The sequence below is a fragment of the Domibacillus sp. DTU_2020_1001157_1_SI_ALB_TIR_016 genome, from assembly GCF_032341995.1.
Classification (GTDB): Bacteria; Bacillota; Bacilli; order Bacillales; family Domibacillaceae; genus Domibacillus; species Domibacillus indicus_A.
Genome location: NZ_CP135438.1, coordinates 1,499,464 through 1,520,151, shown reverse-complemented (window position 1 = coordinate 1,520,151; position 20,688 = coordinate 1,499,464). Strand labels below are relative to the sequence as shown.

General features: G+C 41.7%; 27 protein-coding genes. 22 read left to right on the top strand and 5 right to left on the bottom strand.

The features are described from left to right. Positions 1-142 precede the first annotated feature (142 nt). The 3 genes from RRU94_RS07120 to RRU94_RS07110 are packed head-to-tail and all read left to right on the top strand — an operon-like array spanning position 143 to position 1,577. Positions 143-589, top strand: a complete 447-nt coding sequence (locus RRU94_RS07120; protein WP_315691077.1) for a hypothetical protein — start codon at positions 143-145, stop codon at positions 587-589. A gap of 1 nt (position 590) precedes the next feature. Further along, a complete protein-coding gene (locus RRU94_RS07115) occupies positions 591-815 on the top strand; it encodes a helix-turn-helix transcriptional regulator (RefSeq protein WP_251272133.1) in 225 nt (74 codons plus the stop codon). Positions 816-872: 57 nt separating this feature from the next. Then, entirely contained in the window at positions 873-1,577 is a 705-nt protein-coding gene (locus RRU94_RS07110; RefSeq protein WP_315691076.1) for a DUF4386 domain-containing protein, read from the top strand. Between the two features lie 306 nt (positions 1,578-1,883). Here RRU94_RS07110 and RRU94_RS07105 read toward each other — a convergent pair whose 3' ends face one another. After that, a complete protein-coding gene (locus RRU94_RS07105) occupies positions 1,884-2,300 on the bottom strand; it encodes a DUF1284 domain-containing protein (RefSeq protein ID WP_315691075.1) in 417 nt (138 codons plus the stop codon). 754 nt (positions 2,301-3,054) lie between these two features. Here RRU94_RS07105 and RRU94_RS07100 point away from each other — a divergent pair. Both RRU94_RS07100 and RRU94_RS07095 read left to right on the top strand, forming a co-directional pair. Then, positions 3,055-3,252, top strand: coding sequence for a hypothetical protein (locus tag RRU94_RS07100; protein ID WP_315691074.1), 198 nt, complete (start codon positions 3,055-3,057; stop codon positions 3,250-3,252). Positions 3,253-3,284: 32 nt separating this feature from the next. Beyond that, a complete protein-coding gene (locus RRU94_RS07095) occupies positions 3,285-3,671 on the top strand; it encodes a hypothetical protein (RefSeq protein ID WP_315691073.1) in 387 nt (128 codons plus the stop codon). Positions 3,672-3,835: 164 nt separating this feature from the next. On the opposite strand, the gene RRU94_RS07090 is transcribed toward RRU94_RS07095, so the two are convergent. Next, the gene (locus RRU94_RS07090) at positions 3,836-4,363 is read right to left on the bottom strand and encodes a spore coat protein (RefSeq protein ID WP_315691072.1); all 528 of its coding nucleotides are present in this window, start codon (positions 4,361-4,363) and stop codon (positions 3,836-3,838) included. A 223-nt stretch (positions 4,364-4,586) separates the two neighbouring features. On the opposite strand from RRU94_RS07090, the gene RRU94_RS07085 reads away from it, so the two are divergent. The 8 genes from RRU94_RS07085 (at position 4,587) to RRU94_RS07050 (ending at position 8,571) form a co-directional block, all read left to right on the top strand. Further along, entirely contained in the window at positions 4,587-5,147 is a 561-nt protein-coding gene (locus RRU94_RS07085) for a DUF2238 domain-containing protein (RefSeq protein WP_315691071.1), read from the top strand. A 487-nt stretch (positions 5,148-5,634) separates the two neighbouring features. Continuing rightward, positions 5,635-6,219: a GNAT family N-acetyltransferase gene (locus tag RRU94_RS07080; protein WP_315691070.1), complete on the top strand. Its 585-nt coding sequence runs from the start codon at positions 5,635-5,637 to the stop codon at positions 6,217-6,219. A 214-nt stretch (positions 6,220-6,433) separates the two neighbouring features. Beyond that, entirely contained in the window at positions 6,434-6,937 is a 504-nt protein-coding gene (locus RRU94_RS07075) for a GNAT family N-acetyltransferase (RefSeq protein ID WP_315691069.1), read from the top strand. 165 nt (positions 6,938-7,102) lie between these two features. Next, positions 7,103-7,315: a helix-turn-helix transcriptional regulator gene (locus tag RRU94_RS07070; RefSeq protein WP_315691068.1), complete on the top strand. Its 213-nt coding sequence runs from the start codon at positions 7,103-7,105 to the stop codon at positions 7,313-7,315. 1 nt (position 7,316) lies between these two features. Further along, positions 7,317-7,709: a hypothetical protein gene (locus tag RRU94_RS07065; RefSeq protein WP_315691067.1), complete on the top strand. Its 393-nt coding sequence runs from the start codon at positions 7,317-7,319 to the stop codon at positions 7,707-7,709. A 185-nt stretch (positions 7,710-7,894) separates the two neighbouring features. Then, complete coding sequence (locus RRU94_RS07060; protein ID WP_315691066.1) at positions 7,895-8,029, top strand: hypothetical protein; 135 nt, start codon at positions 7,895-7,897, stop codon at positions 8,027-8,029. A 12-nt stretch (positions 8,030-8,041) separates the two neighbouring features. Next, on the top strand, positions 8,042-8,248 hold the full coding sequence (locus RRU94_RS07055; RefSeq protein ID WP_315691065.1) for a DUF3951 domain-containing protein: 207 nt from the start codon (positions 8,042-8,044) through the stop codon (positions 8,246-8,248). Between the two features lie 173 nt (positions 8,249-8,421). After that, positions 8,422-8,571 (top strand): GrpB family protein, encoded by a 150-nt coding sequence (locus RRU94_RS07050; RefSeq protein ID WP_315691064.1) that lies wholly within the window; start codon positions 8,422-8,424, stop codon positions 8,569-8,571. A 165-nt stretch (positions 8,572-8,736) separates the two neighbouring features. Here the strand turns inward: RRU94_RS07050 and RRU94_RS07045 are convergent, their stop codons facing one another. Beyond that, positions 8,737-9,621 carry a DMT family transporter gene (locus RRU94_RS07045; RefSeq protein ID WP_315691063.1) on the bottom strand — a complete coding sequence of 295 codons (885 nt, stop codon included), beginning with the start codon at positions 9,619-9,621 and terminating at the stop codon, positions 8,737-8,739. A 243-nt stretch (positions 9,622-9,864) separates the two neighbouring features. On the opposite strand from RRU94_RS07045, the gene RRU94_RS07040 reads away from it, so the two are divergent. Next, positions 9,865-11,439 carry a sensor domain-containing diguanylate cyclase gene (locus tag RRU94_RS07040; protein WP_315691062.1) on the top strand — a complete coding sequence of 525 codons (1,575 nt, stop codon included), beginning with the start codon at positions 9,865-9,867 and terminating at the stop codon, positions 11,437-11,439. A 25-nt stretch (positions 11,440-11,464) separates the two neighbouring features. Here RRU94_RS07040 and RRU94_RS07035 read toward each other — a convergent pair whose 3' ends face one another. Continuing rightward, complete coding sequence (locus tag RRU94_RS07035; protein WP_315691061.1) at positions 11,465-12,376, bottom strand: DMT family transporter; 912 nt, start codon at positions 12,374-12,376, stop codon at positions 11,465-11,467. A 112-nt stretch (positions 12,377-12,488) separates the two neighbouring features. On the opposite strand from RRU94_RS07035, the gene RRU94_RS07030 reads away from it, so the two are divergent. Then, positions 12,489-13,910 (top strand): aminotransferase-like domain-containing protein, encoded by a 1,422-nt coding sequence (locus tag RRU94_RS07030; protein WP_315691060.1) that lies wholly within the window; start codon positions 12,489-12,491, stop codon positions 13,908-13,910. A gap of 172 nt (positions 13,911-14,082) precedes the next feature. On the opposite strand, the gene RRU94_RS07025 is transcribed toward RRU94_RS07030, so the two are convergent. After that, complete coding sequence (locus RRU94_RS07025; RefSeq protein ID WP_242236114.1) at positions 14,083-14,340, bottom strand: helix-turn-helix domain-containing protein; 258 nt, start codon at positions 14,338-14,340, stop codon at positions 14,083-14,085. A gap of 55 nt (positions 14,341-14,395) precedes the next feature. Between RRU94_RS07025 and RRU94_RS07020 the strand changes: the two genes are divergently transcribed. The 7 genes from RRU94_RS07020 to RRU94_RS06990 all read left to right on the top strand — a co-directional run bounded on the left by RRU94_RS07020 (position 14,396) and on the right by RRU94_RS06990 (position 20,598). Beyond that, the gene (locus tag RRU94_RS07020) at positions 14,396-15,205 is read left to right on the top strand and encodes a formate/nitrite transporter family protein (protein ID WP_315691059.1); all 810 of its coding nucleotides are present in this window, start codon (positions 14,396-14,398) and stop codon (positions 15,203-15,205) included. 36 nt (positions 15,206-15,241) lie between these two features. Further along, positions 15,242-18,235, top strand: coding sequence for a formate dehydrogenase subunit alpha (fdhF, locus tag RRU94_RS07015; protein ID WP_315691058.1), 2,994 nt, complete (start codon positions 15,242-15,244; stop codon positions 18,233-18,235). Next, positions 18,195-18,704, top strand: coding sequence for a helical membrane plugin domain-containing protein (locus tag RRU94_RS07010; RefSeq protein ID WP_315691057.1), 510 nt, complete (start codon positions 18,195-18,197; stop codon positions 18,702-18,704). The genes fdhF and RRU94_RS07010 overlap by 41 nt, the downstream gene beginning before the upstream one ends. 5 nt (positions 18,705-18,709) lie before the next feature. Next, the gene (locus RRU94_RS07005; protein ID WP_315691056.1) at positions 18,710-18,973 is read left to right on the top strand and encodes a heavy-metal-associated domain-containing protein; all 264 of its coding nucleotides are present in this window, start codon (positions 18,710-18,712) and stop codon (positions 18,971-18,973) included. After that, a complete protein-coding gene (locus tag RRU94_RS07000) occupies positions 18,960-19,088 on the top strand; it encodes a hypothetical protein (RefSeq protein ID WP_315691055.1) in 129 nt (42 codons plus the stop codon). Before RRU94_RS07005 ends, RRU94_RS07000 begins: the two co-directional genes overlap by 14 nt. A gap of 329 nt (positions 19,089-19,417) precedes the next feature. After that, on the top strand, positions 19,418-19,855 hold the full coding sequence (locus RRU94_RS06995; protein ID WP_315691054.1) for a cell wall hydrolase: 438 nt from the start codon (positions 19,418-19,420) through the stop codon (positions 19,853-19,855). A 371-nt stretch (positions 19,856-20,226) separates the two neighbouring features. Next, entirely contained in the window at positions 20,227-20,598 is a 372-nt protein-coding gene (locus tag RRU94_RS06990) for a DUF192 domain-containing protein (protein ID WP_315691053.1), read from the top strand. The last annotated feature ends 90 nt before the right edge of the window (positions 20,599-20,688 follow it).

Sequence of the window (20,688 nt, the reverse complement as noted above, 5' to 3'; positions counted from 1 at the left end):
CGGCTTTTTTGCATTTTTAAAGAAAAAAGTTTTATTATATTGATTAGGTGTCATCTTTAATTGACTTTGTGCATAGTCTATATTACATCGTGTAAAACACGCTTTACATCATGTAAAAGCGAACGTACAAGGGGGGGAAGTCATGACTTATCAAGAAAAGAAAAGCATTGTATCGTTGATCAGTGTTATTCTCATTTTCGGATTTTTTTGTTTATATATGTACCCGCAGCATCCCGAGGGAGGGCTTCAGTCGACCGAAACCTTTCGCTATTGGGGGTCCTTCGTCCTTGTTTTAACTTTGGTTTCCATAGTCGCACACATTGTAATCAGCATTATTTTTAACATCATCTTTAGAATAACGACCAGAGAAAAGGAACCAGCATTTGCGGATGAACTGGATAAGTTTATCGAATTGAAAGCACACCGAAACTCTTTTTTTGTATTTATCCTCGGCTTTCTTTTTGCAATGGGATCGCTGGTCATTTATCAGCCGTCACAGGCGATGTTTATGATCCTGATCGCTTCAGGATTTCTTTCCGATGTGACCGGCTCCATTACAAAACTTTATCATTATCGGAAAGGAATTTAATATGGGCAAACATCTTGTCGGCAATCACATTCGAAAATTACGATTCAACCATAATGAAATGACCCAGCAGCAACTGGCTGACAAGGCAGGCGTAACAAGACAGACTATCGTAGCTCTTGAGAAGGGAAATTACTCCCCATCTTTGGAACTGGCTTTTCGTATTGCTCGCGCCTTTAACTTACCGCTGGAAGAAGTATTCTTTTATGGGGACAACTCGAAGCTGTAAGACCGATGATTGTTTCTGCTTTACCATTTGTTAATTTGTGGAAAGAAGGAGATAGAAATGAATTCAAACAAAAAAGCAGCAAAAATTGTCGGTGTCCTGTTTATACTTGCCGCTGTTACGGCGATAATGGGTGTTATTTTATATGATCCTATCCTAAACAGTCCTGATTACCTGATTAAAGGTGCTGAACATGCCGACCAGGTGATAATGGGGGCGTTGATGGAATTAATTCTTGTCGTTTCAGCGGTTGGTACAGCAGCCACCATGTTTCCAATTTTAAGAAGATATAATGAAACGATCGCTCTTTGGCATGTTTGCTTCCGGTTTCTTGAAGCGGTTGTCATTACTGTGGGTGTCATCAGCGTGCTGTCGCTGTTGACCTTAAGCCGGGAATTTGTAGCGGCAGGAGCTCCGGATACCACATCTTTTCAAACTTCGGGCACCATATTAAAAGCAATACATGACTGGACATTCCTGCTTGGCCCCAATTTTATGCTCGGTATCAATACCGTGATGTACAGTTATATCTTTTATAAATCCAAGCTCGTACCGAGATTCATACCCATCCTAGGAATGACGGGGGCAGCCCTTGTTTTCCTTTGTGCCCTGTTAGTTATGTTCGGTGTTATTGAACAAGTTTCGGTTTGGGGTGCTGTTTTGGCACTGCCGGTAGCAGCTAATGAAATGATTTTAACCGTTTGGCTGATCGCTAAAGGATTTAATGAATCTGCAATTGCCGCCATGTCTGCAAAAAAGAATTAGGTGGGTATGCATACATTTAAATAAGACGGATTACTTAAACCAACAGAAAAACCAGGCGCTATTCCTTCTCTATCAAGGAATGGAGCCTGGTCTTTTTTAATGCTAAATATTGAATGCATAGCTCAGAAGAAAGGGGCAGCCTTCAGTGATAAATCTCCTTCCTTATTTGAGTGATATCTCTTACCAGGTGCTGCTTACGTTTTTCTCTAGTAAATAGTCTTAACGGTAAAGAAATGCTGGTTCACGATGATTGCACAGAAGGAGTTGCTCTCAAAATGGACGGATTAATAAAAGGGAAGAGGGGGATTATTGAATTTTCCTCAACCTTTTCCCTTCATGAATCTCTTGAATACCTTCTTCACAAACTCCATATGACCGCCAGGCACAGGTTTCACATATAACCTGAACATCAGAGGGGACCACAAACTTTCGGATACACGACTCAATATCCTTCCAGCTTAACATTTGTCCGATTTTAAGCCCCATTTTCTCCAAAATAGCGGCATCCCTTTCATAAATACTGTTGTCCTGGCAATGGTATACACCTGAATTGGGGTACTTTTCACACAACTGATCAGGGCCGTTTACAAGATGAATGAGCGTATTAGGGTAATCTCTTAACGTTTGGTGCAAACGTGTCATATTTTCGACGTATTCTTCGGAATAGCCCATTCCTCGATAGCCCAGAAGACAAAAAAGGTGATGACCTCGCAATTTGTACATATTTATCCCTCATTTATAGGTTTAGGTTCAATTAAATAGTTAACCGAAATGTATTGCTTGTTAACATATGATATTTAGGATAACATATCACCCCTATGTAATTGGGAATTTTTAATTTATGAACGGGTACTTTATTTTATTGAGGGAATAAGAAAAAGAGAAAATAAATCAATACTATCTTTCTACTAATAAAATATATATAACCGTGTGGCGGAATCTAATCACTTATTCAATCAATAAAGTGCTCTCTGAGAATGATACTAAACTTTGGTTTAAAGGTTATTTCAACGGATGTGATAAAGCGATCTCTATCATAATCCAGGATAAGGAGGATTTTCGCGCAATCCTTTTTATCACAAAGAATCTCTAACTTTCCAACAGTTTTAAAAGAGTGGAATGCAATTAATGTATGATTAGCCCTATTTGTAACTTTTAAATCAAATTCGCTGTAGCTCGGCGCCATCTTTACTACAAAGGACTCCGTCTCATTGTTAAAAGAAAAGGTAGATTGATTATAAAAAAAGGGTATATGTTGATCGAGTTTTATTGGTTCTACACAAAATAATGACAAGAAATCGAGTTCTTCAGGAAAAAAATCCAAACAGCTCACCCCCGTATAAATAATTTGAAGCGAATTTTATCTCATTCATTTACTTCGGTATATGAATTCATTGTTCATAGGCTATTCTTATACAGAAACCTAACAAAGACAAGAAGATAGATGAGCTATAACATGCTTATATAGGGGATAAAAATGAAATCTATAAATGAACAGCTTTTTTCAATTATTAATGGAGAGCCTGTCGGAAATTCGTTTCCTTATGAAAAAGGGTGCGGGGAGGAAATAGAGGATTACATTAAAAAGCTTCTTTTCAAGCTAAATGAGTCAGAACAGTTGGAATGTGACGGAGAATTTGGTCATTACGGAAGTGGATATGCTTCTTTTATTTAATTTTTTTGCTACAAAAAAATGGAAGCAGTGTGATGAGCAAAAGTGAAGTAAAGGAAGCTCCTGTTGTTGTTTGGGAAATGGAAGGAGTCTCTGTATACGTGAGTCGTCTAGTCCCAGTTGCTGTGTTTGGATGGAGTGAACGATCGAAGTTCATTCGAGAAGAAAATAATAGAGTAGAAGAAAGTTACAGCGGTTATAGTTTCTTGGGACCGGAAAATCTTAACGATGTACCAGAAAAGTTTTCATCAGAACTAAGAGAAATTAAGCAATGTTTACACGAAGCAGGGTATATAATTTTAGAAAAAAGTGACGTAGAAGGGCTGCTTCCTTTTGAAGCAGAGATTCCAACCATTTTAACGATGCCTGACTTTGGAGAGCAGTATACGATATTTGATGCTGTGTTTTATTGGAAAGATTAAAATGCAGGAGTTAGCGGCACTTCCCTTCATCAAGTGGCATAATAAAAAATCCTTTGGCTTTCTTCCGTTAAAAGAGAAAAAGCCAGAGGGTTTTTTGTTTTTTAAAATTCTGAGTTGATTGTGCCTTGGTGTTATTATACTAGCGAAGCAGGAAAGGTACTTTATCAGCGTCTTACGGACAAAGAGGTTTTGGCATTTTTCAAATCTTCAGCAAGCAGCTTCTCTAAATCATACGCCGGGTAATAGCTTCTCTGCAGCATAAAATCGAACGTCTTGGCGTGCAATTCGATCGCTTTTTGTAATTGTTTTTGAAAGATGACACGCAGAGCTGGAGTGGCAGTTTCCGTAATGGCGACCGCATAATTACGCACAGCATTTTTTGCAAATATAAGCAGTTTTCTTCCATAGAAGGCGGTCAAGTTTACCCCCATCGGCTTGGGACTGAACGTTTCAAGGCTGTCTTTGAGCAACATCGGAATTGGTGCTTTTTCATAAAAAGGAAGCAGCTCAAGCGTATTTTGCTCAAGGTTCCGGATCGCCTCCATATACAGACCTCGCAGCGTCGGGTCCTGTACATTCGCAAGCTGCAATTTGAATTCAGTCAGATAATGGGCTGTCGTGGCTGCTATTTCATGCAGTTCAAGCGTCTCATGCCAGGCCAAGTGCTGGTGTACTCTTGATTTGTCGGCCAATAGGGACCCCTCCATTCTGTTCATGACATAAGTATATGCTCTGTTTTTTGAATGGAATGTTGTCCCATATAGGTATTTTCCCTAAGAAATTTTCTCTGGAGTAAATGGAATATGAGTGGAGAAGTATGAGAATCAGGAAAATGCAGATAAGGGCACTTTCATCACCGGGTTGAGATGGCAGTTACTGGGCATACTAATAAAAACTTTTTTAGATGGTGATGACATGAAAAAGAAAGTCATTTTGTTTTTAAGCATAACGTTTGTTGTCGTAATGGCAGCTGTGTTTATTCGAGACATTTCAAATGGAAATTCTTCTACCTGGCCGGATGCAATTGGCAGGGTTTTGTTCAGCTTACTGCCCGTTTTACTTTTGTTTTTAAAAAAGATCCCTTTCAACCTGCCTTTGATTATCAGCTACTATCTTTTTATATTTTGTACATTTTTTCTGGGGGCCATCTTGAAATTTTATGACCGCTTTCGCTGGTGGGATACAATGCTTCATTTCTTTGGGAGTGTTTTTGCGGGTTTTGTGGGAATAGCTATTTATAAACTTCTTTTGCCAAACAGTGTAGAAAAAGGAATTTCGCGATGGATGATTTTTTTGTTTGTTTTAACATTCGCAGTGACGATCAGTGCTCTGTGGGAAAGTGCTGAATTTCTCGGGGCCGTTATGGGTTTCATGGAAGAAGACGATAATAAAGATACAATGACCGATATGCTGACGGGTCTAGCGGGAGCGATTGTTGTAGCCTGTTATGCTGCGCTTCGAAAAAGAGCTGTCTGAATGGAACTGCCGCCACCCACTTAACGGTTCAAGTGGGTGGTAGTTCGATGGAAACGATAAAGCATACGACTGCGATTACTTATTCTATAGTGAGCCCTTTTAATTCTTTTCCAAGAGTTAGGGGATATAGACAAAAAAACAGCCAGAGGGGGCTCTGGCTGCATGGTGGTAACAGGGATATAAACTCAAGAGAATAGGACTGCCTTACACAAAACAGTATGGCCTCGTTCCAGCCATTTTATGCAAACAAAATAAAAAAAGCTAAAAGTAAGTATTTAGCTTTGAAAATATTATGCTCGCTGCGATTTCTACAGGCTCGACGAGAAAAAATTTGGTCGGTCATTCTCCACAAGGAAACTGGAGTTGGATATAATGGGAATAATAGGAGTATGTGCATTGAGAATATAAAGAAGTACTTTCTTTAAAGGAGTCAGTAGATTAGACGAGTACCAAATATGCTAAACATCCGGAGAAAAGGAGGGGGCAAATGAATCATTCACTCAAAGAATTAACAGGGAATCACATTCGTATTATTCCAATGGAAAGAGGGCATATAAGAGGGCTATGGGAAGCGGGGGGCCATCAAGATATCTGGACGCATCTGCCCCAGCACATTAAAACGCTTCAAGAGATGTCTCAATTTGTAGAAGACGCATTAACAGCAAAAGAAACAGGTGCTGAATATCCATTTGTTGTGATTGAGCGGAAAACAGGAAAGATCATTGGTACAACACGCTTTTTGGCGATTTCACAAGCTCATAAAAGTCTGGAGATTGGCTGGACATGGTTTCGTCCATCTGTATGGGGCACACCTGTAAACAAAGAGTGCAAGCATTTGCTACTCCGTTATTGCTTTCATGAGTTAGGTATGATCCGTGTCCAATTTAAAACAGATGATCGAAATATCAGGTCCCAAAAAGCGATTGAGCGGCTTGGTGCAGTAAAAGAAGGTACACTTCGCAACCATATGATTCGAAGAGATGGGTCGTATCGTCATTCAGTGTTTTACAGTATTATTGCAAGCGAATGGCCGGCTGCTGAAAGAGAGTTTTTCGGATCACTAAAAGTATGAGCAAGCAAGAAACATACATATTGAATGAACAATAAGAGAAAGTACCGGCTTTCCGGCAGAGGGCCTAGTAGTAAATGGGCTCAAATGAAAGAATATATCAAATGCTAAATTTATTGAAAATCTATTTGCTCTAAAAAAGCTTGTTTTGACCTATATCCGGTTGAAGCAGGCTTTTTATCCTTATATGTATAATACGCGAAATGGGGGACAAGAAATGGAAAAAGCGATGGTAGAAGAAGTAAGCAGTATGGAAGGCGTGATCGCCCAGCTGTCTGTGCTTTTAAAAGAAGTAGTAGATAACGGAGCGTCCATCGGTTTTCTGCCACCGATTCAAATGAAAGAAGCAAAAGCGTACTGGCAGACGGTATTAACGCCTCATACGGTGCTTTTGATTGCAAAGATAGATGACGGGCTTGCCGGGACTGTACAATTGCAGCTTATCACAAAGCCTAATGGTGATCATCGAGCCGAAGTGGCTAAGCTCATGGTTCATCCCGACTTCAGACAGAATGGCATCGGGCGTCTTCTCATGCAAAAAGCAGAGGAGAGGGCATCGCAAGAAAATCGATCTCTTTTAGTGCTGGATACAAGAGAAGGCGACCCGTCCAATAAGCTGTATCAATCGTTAGGCTATGTGGAAGCAGGGAAGATTCCCCGCTATGCTAAGTCGGCAGGGGGCAGCTTTGATACAACCGTTATATATTTCAAATTTATTTAAATAGTAAGTGATGTTTAAAAGCTGCTTTTGCTAAGCAGCTTTTTTATGGCCAAAGATTGTTCAGTTAATGCTTGCATGATTAAAATGTAAGGTTGACTTTACATTTCGTCTGGAATATACTAGTAAATGTAAGTTGTACATTACATTTTAAGGTGGAAGCAACGAATGAAACAAGGAGTCCATAACCACGTAAAAGAACAAAGAAAGCATCGTGGGTTCACCCAAGACCAGCTGGCAGAAAAAATTGGTGTGACAAGACAAACGATAATTGCGATTGAAAAACAGCGCTATGAACCTTTAATTGGTACAGCCATTAAACTGGCGGCAGTGCTTAAATGTCCTGTTGAAAAACTATTTTGGATTGAGGGAGATAATTAAGATGAATGTTACGTACAGAGCCTATTTTTTGATGCAAGCGTTACTTCCAGTTGTTTTGTTTATATTCTATTGGAAAGGAGCCGGTTCAGGTTCAGATCTGACACTGGCTGCAGCCGTTTTAGCAGCAATCCGTCTCGTTTCACTTGGCTTTAGGTATCAAAAAGAAAAACTGTGGAACAAAATCAACCGGCAGCATGACCAGCGTACACGCTCCAATGCCCATTTTGCAGGGTATATGTCGTTCTGGTGCACGCTCGTATGTTTAGTGGCAGGAACGTTTTTAATAAAAAACGCCTATATAGATGTTCAGTACACTCAATTCATTGCTTATACGGTTTTGTTTGGTTTCGTACTGATGCTGGTCATCAAAGATTATAGAAATTTCAGCCAGTAACGTCTCTTTACAAGGTGCAGCGAAGGTGTGTAGTGAACCGAAAACAATGTTCTATTCTTTTTCAAGGCAGCCCATCTACAGGCTGCCTTTTTTGCCGCCTTTATATGAAATTAAAATGCTGGTGGTTAATTATGGATATTTGTGATAGGGTAAAAAAAGGATTTTGTATAAGGGGAGGCGAAGGTGTGGGTTTCTTTGTCATAATTATTCTTCTCGTTTTTTTATATGATTTCACAAAGCTCCGACAGCAAAATCAAACACTGATTGATCAAAATGAAAAAATCATTTCTCTTCTTGAAGAGTTAAAAAACAAGTCGTAAGGAGGCGTCAAAATGAATGTGGCTTTTTATGCACCGATCATTTTCACGCTTTTGATTGTTGCTTTAGTGATAACAGTCGTTTTTAAAATGATTTGGAAAAAAGAACTCCCGAGCCATACATATACTCCCTTTGATTATATTGCCGGACAGACGATAGAAGAGTTTCATGATGAAAAAGAAGAGCGTTCAAGGGAAGATGAACCACAAGGAAATGGATAAATGGATGAGAAAAGTAGAAGTGTGTTCATATCAGAAGGAATGGCGTTGTTAATTAAAATAGAAGCTGAAAGCTCTCCGCCATTTCTGAGGACGAGTTAGTTGAGGATTTCTCGTATTGGCAGCACAGCGGTTCTTGGTCTGGAAGCAAAGCCATTATCGACATGATGCCGGTAGTGAAAGATATAAGCAAAGTGGATACCTTCAATGAAGCGATGGCTGAAGCAGGATATGAATCGAAGGGGAAAAATGGAATTACAGGACGCCGTTTTTTTCGGAAAGGAGACAGCTTGCGGACGTATCATATTCACGTGTATCAGTTATGAAGCAAAGATATTGTAAATATAGCAGACTATATTACTTGAAAAGATCATTTTGTTCAAGAAATCGAAAAACAGGCATTAAATGGGTATAGGGCAACTTTATTGAAAAATCGTTAAACGACCATCTGGATATTTAATTAAAACAAGCTGCGTGAACAATATAGGTGTTCACGCAGCTTGTTTTTTCATTCGTTTTTCTTTTTTAGGAGAGTAGCTGATACCGACGAAAACGAGGATGATGCCGAGAATTTGATAAAGATCTGGCCGGTAATGGAGAACCGATACATCCAGCAAAATCGCCACAATAGGGTCAATAAAAACAAGCAGTGCGATCGTTTGAGCCGATAATTGGCGCAGGCTGCGGAAAAACAAATAAAAGACGAAGCCTGTATGGATAAATCCGGTAATCAGAATATAGATCCAATTTTCTAACGTAAGCGCGGTAAAGTTCACCCAATCGACGAATGGAGCGAGCAATAAAATGCCAAGACTCGTTTGAATAACGGTAGTGGACAACGGATTAAGGGCTTGAATTCCCTTTCCAGTCAAAGAGGTCAGCGCGTAGAAAAGAGCAGCCAGGAAAGCCCACATTACACCAGTTGATAAAAACGCAGTGAAGCTTGTATGCTGGTGAATTCCTCCGACAAGCAGAGTGCCGAAAAAGCACACAAAGAAAAACACTACTCCTAAAATGGTCACTTTTTCTTTAAAAAGAAAAGAACCGATCACAAGTACAATCACGGGAGCAAGATGATAAATAGACACCGCTACTGTAATCGGCATGACTTCAATAGAACGAAAGAAGAACACCCAGTTGGTAACTAGAAAAACCCCGCACAGCAGGGCAAGCCCGTACTCCCGGCGCGGTACTTTAGAAGTGGGGGATTCAGTGTTTTTTACGAGCTGGAAGATTAAAATTGCTCCTAATAATACAGTGGCGCAAAGGCAGCGCACAAAAACCAGTTCAATCGATGGAAGGGCCGTTTTCTCCGAAAAAAGGCCGATTGAACCGAAGATTGCCATTGAGATGGCAAACATAAGTATAGCCTGCATAATGTGTCCCTCCTCAAAGTTTAGTATAACGTAACCACTTTATCTATGCAGATGAAAATAAGAAACACTCTCCTTGTTAACAGGTAGATTAGCCGAAAGAGCTTTTCAATAAAAATTCCTGCAGATAAAGGTTTATTACCCCCTATAGTTGCTCCGAAAGGCTATATATTTTAACTTGTATGTTTTATAATAAAGGGATGGCTAGTGGATAAATGATTTTTTTCCATAATTAAGGAGACACCCATGAAGCAATTGTTTACTAATCATAAGGTAAGTTTGGCCACCTTGTTCACTGGTCTTGTAAGCATCTCTGTTATATTAATGGTTCTTATCATAATGATTTCATCTTATCAATCGGAGAAGGAAACACTCACAGAAACCTATCTTTCTGCTAACTATTCTAAATCAAGCAAAATCAGCCAGTCTGTTGATTCATTGTTTGGCTCGATGCGATTAAGTCTTGAAGGAACGGCTGCATTTCTGCAAGAGAAAGATGTTTTAAGCGATGAGGAAATTCAAAAGCAGCTGGAACTTTTACAAAGCAGCAGCCGCTACTTTAACTCTCTTTCATGGATCGATGAAACAGGATGTGTGCGCAGTATTGCTCCTTCAAAAATTGGACTTAGAGGACAAGTCATTACGACAGGGGAGACTAAAAAAGTTCTTGATGCCAAGAAGCCGGCTCTAACAGAACCTTATATTGGCCCTTCAGGACGTCTAATAGTCTTAATGAGTCAGCCGCTGTATGATAAAAAGGGGCAATACAAAGGGATGATTGGCGGCAGTATCTACCTTCATGAAGAAAATGTTTTAAATGAAATACTGGGTAATGGAGCCGTAGATGAAAACGGTTCCTATTACTATGTGGTAGGCCCCGATGGTACGGTTTTATTTCATCCTTTACAACAGCGGATCGGACTGGACCACACATCAAACCCAGTTGTACACAAGGTAATGCAGGGACAAAGCGGGACTGAAAGAATTACAAATTTAGCAGGCGTGCCTATGCTTGCCGCTTATAATGTAGTACCTGACATCGGATGGGGCGTTATTCAGCAGACGCCTGTTTCATATGTGCAGGATGTTTTGCTTAACCACATGAAAGAATTAGCCGTGAGAGTGCTGCCTCCGTTTCTCCTCCTGCTGACATTAGCGATTATGATTGCCAGAAAGCTTGCGGCTCCTTTTATTTATTTAGCTGGTCTAATGAATCAGCTTGCATCAGGCAAGCCGGCAGAGGTTCCCAAGGAACAATCTCATTGGAACCGTGAAGCAGACTTTCTGACTAAGAGTGTGATGATTGCGGTCAAAGCAGTACAAGAAAATAATCAGCAGCTGACTCGAGCGGCTAGGACGGACCCATTGACTGGTATTCCGAATCGCAGAGAGTTAAATGAGGTGATGGAAAGCTGGGCGGCGCAAAGGCGGCCATTTTCTCTTGTCGTCATAGATGTTGATTACTTCAAACAAATAAATGACACGTATGGGCATCATATAGGAGATGAAACATTAAAAAAGCTGGTGGCTACCATTCGTTCTGTTGTCCGGAAAACCGACCTTTATTTTCGGTATGGTGGAGAAGAGTTCGTTATTTTATTTCCGCATACCACTGCGTTAGAAGTCTATAGTATCGCGGAAAAAATAAGAATTGCTGTAGAAAACCAGATAAAAATAAAGGAAAGGTCTGTCACCATCTCTCTTGGCATCTCTGAGTTTCCACGGCAGACAAGTTCACTGCCAGAACTTTTTCAATTTGCTGATAGCGCTTTGTATCAATCGAAAGCTGAAGGAAGAAACCGAACGACGATTTCATATTAAAAAGTGGAGGGATAACCTCCACTTTTTAATATGGCTTTCGAGCCAAAATTCTTTTTCTCGCCAGTGACTTTAGTGCTTCTGCATTCACTAGTATCGTACCGGCAATGATTGTGATGGACCCAATTAACGTCATCCGGGAAAGCTCCTCGCCGTAAAACAAAAAGCCTGCCATAACAGCAATCAATGGCGAAATATAAAGCCAGGTAGACGGGAATACCGGATTGGTTTTTGTGACTAAATAATAATACAGGGTGTGGCCGATCATAGAGCCGACAACGGTAAGATAGAGCAGTGAGAGCAGAAAAACAGGCTGGCTTAAAGAAGACAGCTGCCCGTTTTCTGTAAAGAATGACAGCACAAACAACAGCAGCCCGCCATGCATCATTTGGACGGCGTTCAAAGCGATTGGCGACACCGCCGTTTCTTTGGAGCGCCTTGCGTAAAGAGTTCCGCCGGCGTAAAACACCTGGCCGAGTATAATAGCGAAACAGCCGGATAGCCAGTGAGCATTCATGGATAAAGAAAGGTTAGGCAGAATCAGCAGAAACACACCTATAATTCCTACCGCGCAGCCCACAATCGCAGACGGCTGCATTTTTTGTTTCAGACCGAATGTCTGCATTCCTAAAATCATCATAGGCGCAGTGGCAGACAAAACGGCCGCCGTGCCCGAGGACACGAACTGTTCCGCCCAATACAGCGTAGCAAACGTGCCAAATGTAAGGCCGGTTCCAATCAGAAAAAGATCCCGGCTGAGCAGCAGGGCAAGGGGAACCCTTTCTTTGATGCGTATAAGGAGAAACAAAAGCGCACCAGCCCCAAAAAAGCGGAGCCCAGCTGAGAAAAATGGGGACGCACCAGCATCTACGCCCAGTTTAATCGCTAAAAAAGTAGTCCCGAAAATCAGGCACATCCATACATAGAACAAAAGAATCATCTTTACAACCTCCTTGCTCCCATCATAAACCTGCCTCAATAGAACAGTTTGGAAGAAACAGAACAGAACGAAGAAACTGCGTGGTACACTAGGACAGAAGGGAGCGTGGAGTGTGAGTAAAGTCAAAAGAAAAAACGAGAACGGCTTTCTTTTTGAGCAGGTATATGATTTTATCCTGCAGCGGATCGAAAGAGGAGAATGGAAGGAACATGAGAAGCTTCCGTCCATCCGCCAGTTGTCTATAGAAATGAATGTCCACCGGCTCACGGTTTTTAAAGCGTTTCAGCTGCTAAAAGAACAAAACAAGGTGTATGTAGTCGACAAAAAAGGCTACTACGTAAAGACCGGAAGCTTCAGACAGGAAGAAGCAGCTATGCCGATTGTGACGGCGTATCGAAAAGAAAACCAGCTTGCTGCTCTTCATGCTGCTTCTGTTGAATACCAATTTTCGCAGGCGCTTATCGATCCTAGTTTGCTGCCAAACCATTACTTATCTCATTACGTAAAAAGAGTATTTGACCTGTATCCGAAGGTGCTGGCTACCTATGCTACTGTAGAAGGAGACCACGAATTGCGTGAATCACTGGCCCATTACTTTATGAGCATACATAAAACATACGTTACACCCGAAAATGTTCTCATTACAACCGGTTCTCAGCAGGCGATTCATTTGATTGCCCAGGCTTTTGTGAAACCAAGAGATACCGTGCTGTTTGAGCGGCCCACCTATAGTGCTGCCATTGACACGTTTAAAAATCATGGAGCCAATATTATAGCTGTCGATATAACAGAAAACGGATATGACCTCGATCGGATCGAGTACTGTATGAAAACCTATAAGCCAAGACTTTTTTATATAAATCCGACATTTCATAATCCGACCGGCTATGTAGTGCCAGTTTTTCAGCGGAAAAGACTGGTAGAGCTTGCTGAACAATATCATTGCCTGCTTGTGGAAGATGATGCTTATCCGGATATCTACTTTGAAAAGCAGGCAGCACCGCCTGTTTACACATTTGATACGACAGGATCTGTTATTTATGTTCGAAGCTTCTGTAAATATGTATCACCCGGTCTCCGGGTTGCGGCGATGCTATGTCCGCCTGCCTTAAGACAGTCATTGATCACTGTAAAATCACTGGCAGACAACGGATCCCCGCTGCTGAATCAAAAGATCTTCCTGCACTTTTTTCACTCTGAACGAATGCGGCAGCATTTCAGCAAGCTGAGAATTGCTCTGCAAATCCGGAAAGAAATTATGGAAGAAGAACTATCCGAGACTAACTGGAAGTGGGAAAGCCCTAAAGGAGGGCTGAATCTGTGGATAGAGCTCCCTGACCATATAGACGGCAGCTGTTTGTTGAAAAGGGCCATCGAGCAGTCGGTTTCTTTTGTGCCAGGCGTTTATTTTGACCCGTATGGCCAGGACTGCTCAAGAATTCGGCTAACTTATTCCTATATGAATGAAACAAAAATCAGAGAAGGGATTAGGCAGCTTGTCCATATAAGCCGATCCCTGAATGAGAAACCCTGAGAAAGCTTTGGTGCCGCACCGACTGAATGTAATCTTGTATGGCCAAGTGGCAGAACTCTTATCGTGATCCATCTATTCCAAGAGAGAATGCCACTTGCATCCCATACTGCCTAAACGTTAACTTCCACATCTTTCTCTGCTTCTGTATCATTTTCCTCTAACACGCGCATGATTAAGGCAGGAAATAAACCTCATGATGAGGCGCCTCTTTGAGTTTCGACTGCTTTAAACGCCCTTCCTTTACAAGCTCATTTAGTCCCTGACTGATTTCTTCCGGCGAAACACCTAATAAATCTGCCATTTTGACTGTAGAAAGAATCATCTGCTTTGGCTTTTTCGTGGAAGAAACAATCATCGCCTGCACACGCTGCAATAAAACTCCTTTATCCATTTTCATTCCTTCTTTCTTTAATAAATTGAAAACACTCATAATTTCTCCTAAATCAGCAAACAATATTGCTTGTAAAGATTAGGAGGATTTTCCAATGGGATATCAGCCCCCGAAAAAAATTGCACAGATCGCCGCTGAAACAGGCAAAACAAAAGCAGAGCTTCCGCTCCAAAGCATGCTCCCGTTAGGTTTTTTAGGCGGAGCCTTTATTTCAATCGGCTACCTTCTTTCCATTCGGGTCACTGGTGATTTGCCGGCAGAGTGGGGATCATTTGCGTCATTTCTAGGCGCAGCCGTTTTTCCGCTTGGCCTCGTGTTAATCATTGTCGCGGGAGGTGAACTGTTAACCGGTAATATGGTGGCAGTCACGATTGCGTGTTTGCATAAAAAGATCACTGCCCGTCAGCTGTTTGCCAATTGGTTTTGGATTACAATCAGTAACTTTGTCGGTGCGCTGTTTGTCGCCTACGTGTTTGGCCATCTGGTTGGACTAACCGAAACGGGCCCTTTTTTAGACAAAACAATTCATACGGCTGAGGCGAAAATAGAAACAGAATTTTGGCAAAGCTTTTTTTCTGCGATTGGCTGTAACTGGCTCGTAGGACTGGCGGTTTGGCAGTCGTATGGCGCAGAAGATATAAGCGGGAAAATACTGGCCGTCTGGTTTCCAATTATGGGGTTTGTAGCGATTGGTTTTCAGCACGTCGTAGCCAATATGTTCATTATTCCAGCCGCCATTTTTGCCGGTCACGCTGACTGGGGAGACTTCATACAAAACTTCGTTCCTGTCTTTCTTGGAAATGCGGCTGGCGGCGCCCTGTTTGTGGCCCTGATTTACTGGCTTGCTTATTTAAAAGCTGATCCAACAACGCTCTCTGATAAAAAAGAGACCTATAAAGCATGATTGACAAGTTCAACGAAATGTAACGGAGGAAGACGAATGAATAAACCGGATTTTTCGATCGAAATCAATGGCAAATCGTATAGGGCAAAGCCTGGGCAAACCGTCCTCGAGGTTGTGAGAGAGGAAAACGTGTTTGTGCCAAGTATTTGCTATACGCCTGCGCTCGGCAGTATTCAGACGTGCGATACATGCTACGTAAGTGTAAATGGCGCTTTGGTTCGATCTTGTGTAATGAAAGCTGAGCCTGGCATGGTGGTTGATACAGAATCGATTCTTGTACAGGAAGCGCAGTACGAGGGCATGTCGAGAATTTTAAAAAACCATGAGCTGTACTGCACGGTATGTGACAACAACAATGGAAACTGCACCGTACATAATACGGTTGAGCATATGGGGCTTTCCCATCAAAAGTATCCATTCAAGGCAAAACCGTACCCGCCGGACAATTCCCATCCTTTCTACCGCTATGAACCGGATCAGTGCATTCTTTGCGGCCGGTGTGTAGAGGCCTGTCAGGATTTGCAGGTAAATGAAACGCTGACGATTGACTGGAGCCGTGAAGTACCGCGGGTCATTTGGGACAATGATGTACCTATTGACCAGTCATCTTGCGTATCATGCGGACACTGTGTAAATGTGTGCCCTTGTAACGCTTTGATGGAAAAATCGATGCTTGGAGAAGCCGGCTACTTAACGGCCATCCCGCCTAAAATTCTTGGACCGATGATTGACATGACGAAGGAAGTAGAACCGGGCTATAAAGAGATTTTCGCCATATCCGAAGTGGAAGCAGCAATGAGAAAATCACGCATTAAGAGAACCAAAACCGTCTGTACGTATTGCGGAGTCGGATGCAGTTTTGAAGTTTGGACAAAAGACCGGGATATTTTAAAAATCGAGCCGCTTGAAGAAGCGCCTGTTAATGGAATCTCTACCTGTGTAAAAGGCAAGTGGGGATGGGATTTTGTAAACAGCGAGGAGAGATTGACAAAGCCGTTAATTCGTCAAGGAGATGAATTTGTTGAAGCTACATGGGAAGAAGCGCTTGACTTAATTCAGGAAAAGCTTGGCTATGTAAAAGAGCAGTATGGGCCTGATTCCATTGGATATATTGCCTCATCCAAATGCTCCAACGAAGAAAATTATTTGTTTCAAAAGTTTGCCCGCAGTGTAATGGGAACTAATAATGTCGATAACTGCTCGCGTTACTGCCAGTCTCCTGCCACAGCCGGGCTGCTTCGGACAGTCGGGCGCGGGGGAGATGCAGGGACGATTCATGATATTTCTTCAGCAGAGTTGATCATAGTCATTGGCGCGAATCCTGCTGAATCCCACCCTGTTCTGGCTACGCGTATTAAGCGAGCTCATAAGCTCCATGGGCAGAAATTGTTGGTGGCCGATATACGGGAACATGAGCTCGCACAGCGGGCGGATCTGCTTGTACATCCAAAGCCAAGCACCGATATTATCTGGATTAGTGCGGTTACGAAGTACATTCTGGATATGGGCTGGGAAGCCAAAGAATTTCTTCAAAACAGAGTAAATGGCCTCGATGAGTACGTAAAATCGCTTGATAAATTTACATTGGCGTATGCTGAAGAACAAACCGGGCTATCGCAGGAGACGATGATACAGATTGCCACCATGATTCACGAAGCTAAATCTGTTTGCGCCTTGTGGGCGATGGGCATTACTCAGCATAAAGGAGCCACAGATGCGAGTACAGCGATTTCCAATCTTCTTTTGATTACCGGAAATTATGGGCGCACAGGTACAGGAGCTTATCCGCTTCGGGGGCATAATAATGTGCAGGGAGCTTGTGATTTCGGCACAATGCCAGCTTGGTTCCCAGGCTATGAGCCTGTACAGGATGCGAGCGTGCGTGAGCGGTATGAAAAAGCATGGGGTACGGCGCTTCCAACAGAACCTGGCCATGATAACCACCATATGGTAGAAGCGATGCAGGACGACCGTTTGAAAGCATTGTATTTATTTGGTGAAGAAATGGCACTCGTCGATGCGAATGCTAATTTTGTACAAAATGCTTTTGAAAAACTGGAGTTTTTCGTTGTGCAGGACATTTTCTTCAGCAAAACGGCCCAGTTTGCTGACGTTATCCTGCCGGCAGCACCAAGCCTTGAAAAAGACGGGACATTTGTGAATACAGAAAGAAGAATTCAGCGTTTTTATAAAGTAATGGAGCCGCTTGGAGATTCGAAGCCTGACTGGGAAATTTTCCAGCTGGTGGCCAACCGATTCGGTGCTAACTGGAACTACAAACATCCAAGTGAAATTATGGATGAAGCCGCTTCTCTCGCTCCTATCTTTGCAGGTGTTAACTACGAACGCCTGGAAGGGTTCAAGTCTCTTGTATGGCCTGTTGCAGCGGATGGCACCGATACACCTCTTCTGTATACCGAAAACTTTGCGTTTCCAGATGGTAAAGCAAGACTTGTTCCTGTTGACTGGACACCGCCATTCCGAGCAGGCGCAGACTTCGATCTACATTTAAATAATGGCCGTATTCTTGAGCATTTCCATGAAGGAAACATGACGCACCGGAGCAAAGGGCTGAACCACAAAGTACCGGATGTATGGCTTGAGGTATCTCCAGAACTGGCGAAAGAACGGAGTCTTGAGGACGGCACGTTAGTCGGCCTGACTTCTCCGTATGGGTATGTAGAAGTAAGAGTGATGGTGACCGACCGGGTAAAAGGCAATGAACTGTATCTGCCAATGAATACACGCGAGGATAACGAAGCTGTTAACTATTTAACGAGCAGCTACCATGATTATATTACGCATACACCGGCTTATAAGGAAATGGGTGTAAAAATGCAAGTGCTTGAACAAAAAGGCGAGCCGCCGCTGCCGAAACACAATCACCGGTATGGAAACAGGGTGCCGCAGATCAGCGTAAAAGTGGAAGAGAAGTGGAATCGGACAGACTTTACACCAATTAATGAGATGATTATTAAGGGGGATGAACATGGCACAGGCTATCCGGAAAATCAGCAAAAGAGTTCCTGACCAGCAGGAAGAACAAGCACAGGCTGCAGCCGAAATTATGCGGGAGCTTACGGAAAACAAAGAAGCTGTCCTTGGCATGATCCAATTAATGAAAGGCCTTCAGGAAATGGGGATTTATGATGCGCTGAGAGGGATGCTGGAGAACCGTACAGAAGTCGGTGCTATTGCGATTCAGCAGATCAACCAGCCCTTCATGCACAACGTGATTAAAAATGGCATGAACGGCGCTAAATTCCTTGGCTCACTTTCGCCGGAACAGACCGATAAGATGATGAGAGGAGTCGGCCTCGGACTTCAAAAAATGGCTGAGGCAAGCCAGCAGGAAGAACCTCAAAGCTTATGGAAGATGCGGAAAAAACTAAAAAGCCCGGAAATAAAAGCGTCGATCGCGGCCATGGCAGCTTTTATGGAAGGGCTGGGTACGGCTTTTGTTCAGCCTTCCCACCATGAACAGAATAAGAAAGGGTGAAACAAATGCAGTCAGGTTCAATTATGGTGAAAGATATGCACAGCATGAGAGATGCAGATACGGTTTTAGATGCCCTTCTTTCGGTTTGGGGCATTGGGCAGGCTGAAATCAATTTGGAAAAGAATGAAGCCGTCTTTACGTACGATGAACAAATGGCGTCTTCACATGACTTTGAGCAGGCGATTATTGATTCTGGTTTTACGATTTACTCGGATGATGAGAATAAACTAAATGTGAAGGAGATAAATGAGTCACATGAAAATATGTGAAATCTGTGGTGCGGTTGAAGAGCCCAATCAAGAAGTAGACGCAGAAAACAATCCTTCTAGAGTGCTGCATATTTGTGAACAGTGCAGAGAAGAAAGAAAAATGGTGTTCGAATAACTGAATGTAGATACTCATTTAGAGGGTAATTAGTCCATTTTGGTGGCTAATTATCCTTTTTATTTATTTTAAATGTAACCTAAATAAATTTGGACTCAGGATGAAAGGTGATTTTATTTGAAAAACCTATTCTACTGTAAACAGTCATTTTAAATACTAAATTATCAATCAAGGTAGTGCTGTATTTAATCAGAAATTCCCTAAATAAGCCCAAACAAACAGGCAAAACCCCATTTGCAAAGGTTTTTTTCAAAAATAGGGTTTGTCTGCATTCTAAAAGCCTACACCAACGCAGGCTTTTTTTTATAGTATATTTTGGGGGTGAAAAAATGCCAAGAGTAAGTTACCGAAGTTCAGACGTTGACTTAATGGCAAGGATGATGAGAGCAGAAGCCGAAGCCGAAGGAGCACAGGGAATGTTGTATGTTGGAAATGTAATTGTTAATCGCCTTAAAGCAAATTGTTTAGACTTTAAAAATTTAAGAACCGTTCCCCATGTTATTTATCAAATACAAGGAAATAATTATGCCTTTGAAGCTGTTCAAAAAGGTAATTTATTTTATCATCGAGCGAGAACGGAAGAAAAAAGATTAGCAAAACAGGCTTTGGATTACTGGAGACAACAACCAGGGAAATATGCCCTTTGGTATTTTAATCCATATGCTCCATGCCCTCCAACATGGTATGGCCAGCCTTTCGCCGGTCAATATAAAAATCACTGTTTTTATGAACCAAGACCTGGAACGTGTGATCCTGTTTATACTTAATGAATGAACGGGTGCGTCAATTTAATAAAATCTAAAAAAGACCGGATTTTTTCGGTCTTTTTTCTTTGGCTAAAAATGAATAATAAAATTTAACAGCTTTGGTAGTACTTATTTAGGCTATGTCACACATCGATATTTATAGGTTCTGCTTATTTACACATAAACTGTTGTCAGATGACTGTTTTGGCTCATAAAGCAAGAACGATCATATGTATATAAAGACCGGTGTCGATTTTTTGATTGAACGAGCGGCGCGGGTTCGTTGAGCAGCGTCAAGGGGAAAAGGCATTTTTTTCGGAAAATGGAAATTTAAAAATCATAAACTTCTTTTGAAATCTGTTTACAATTATTCTCGAAGGTGAGGGAATACAGTGAAAAGAAAGATCAAAATAATAAGTGGAGAAAGGAAAACCAAATTAACCGTTCAAATTGCAAACACGCAAGAAAAAATAGAAAAGGGCCTAATGTTTGTTGAAAAATTACCCGAAAACGAGGGAATGTTATTTATGTACGGAGAAAAAATATATGGCGGTTTTTGGATGAAAAACACCTTAATTCCATTGTCTATTGCTTTTCTTGATTCAGATGGAAAAATACTCAAAATAATGGATATGGAGCCATGTAAAGAGGAAGAATGCCGTATGTATGATCCCGAACTTTCTTATCGTTATGCACTTGAAGTAAATCTTGGATGGTTTGAAAGAAATCAAATTAAAGAAGGCGATTATGTATTCTCAGATTAAATTTTTGTTCGAATTTTCCCTGCAAGTTCTCCAAAAACAATGGGGAGAGTAAAGGGAATTCAAAAGCACAAATTAAATCAAATCCCTAAG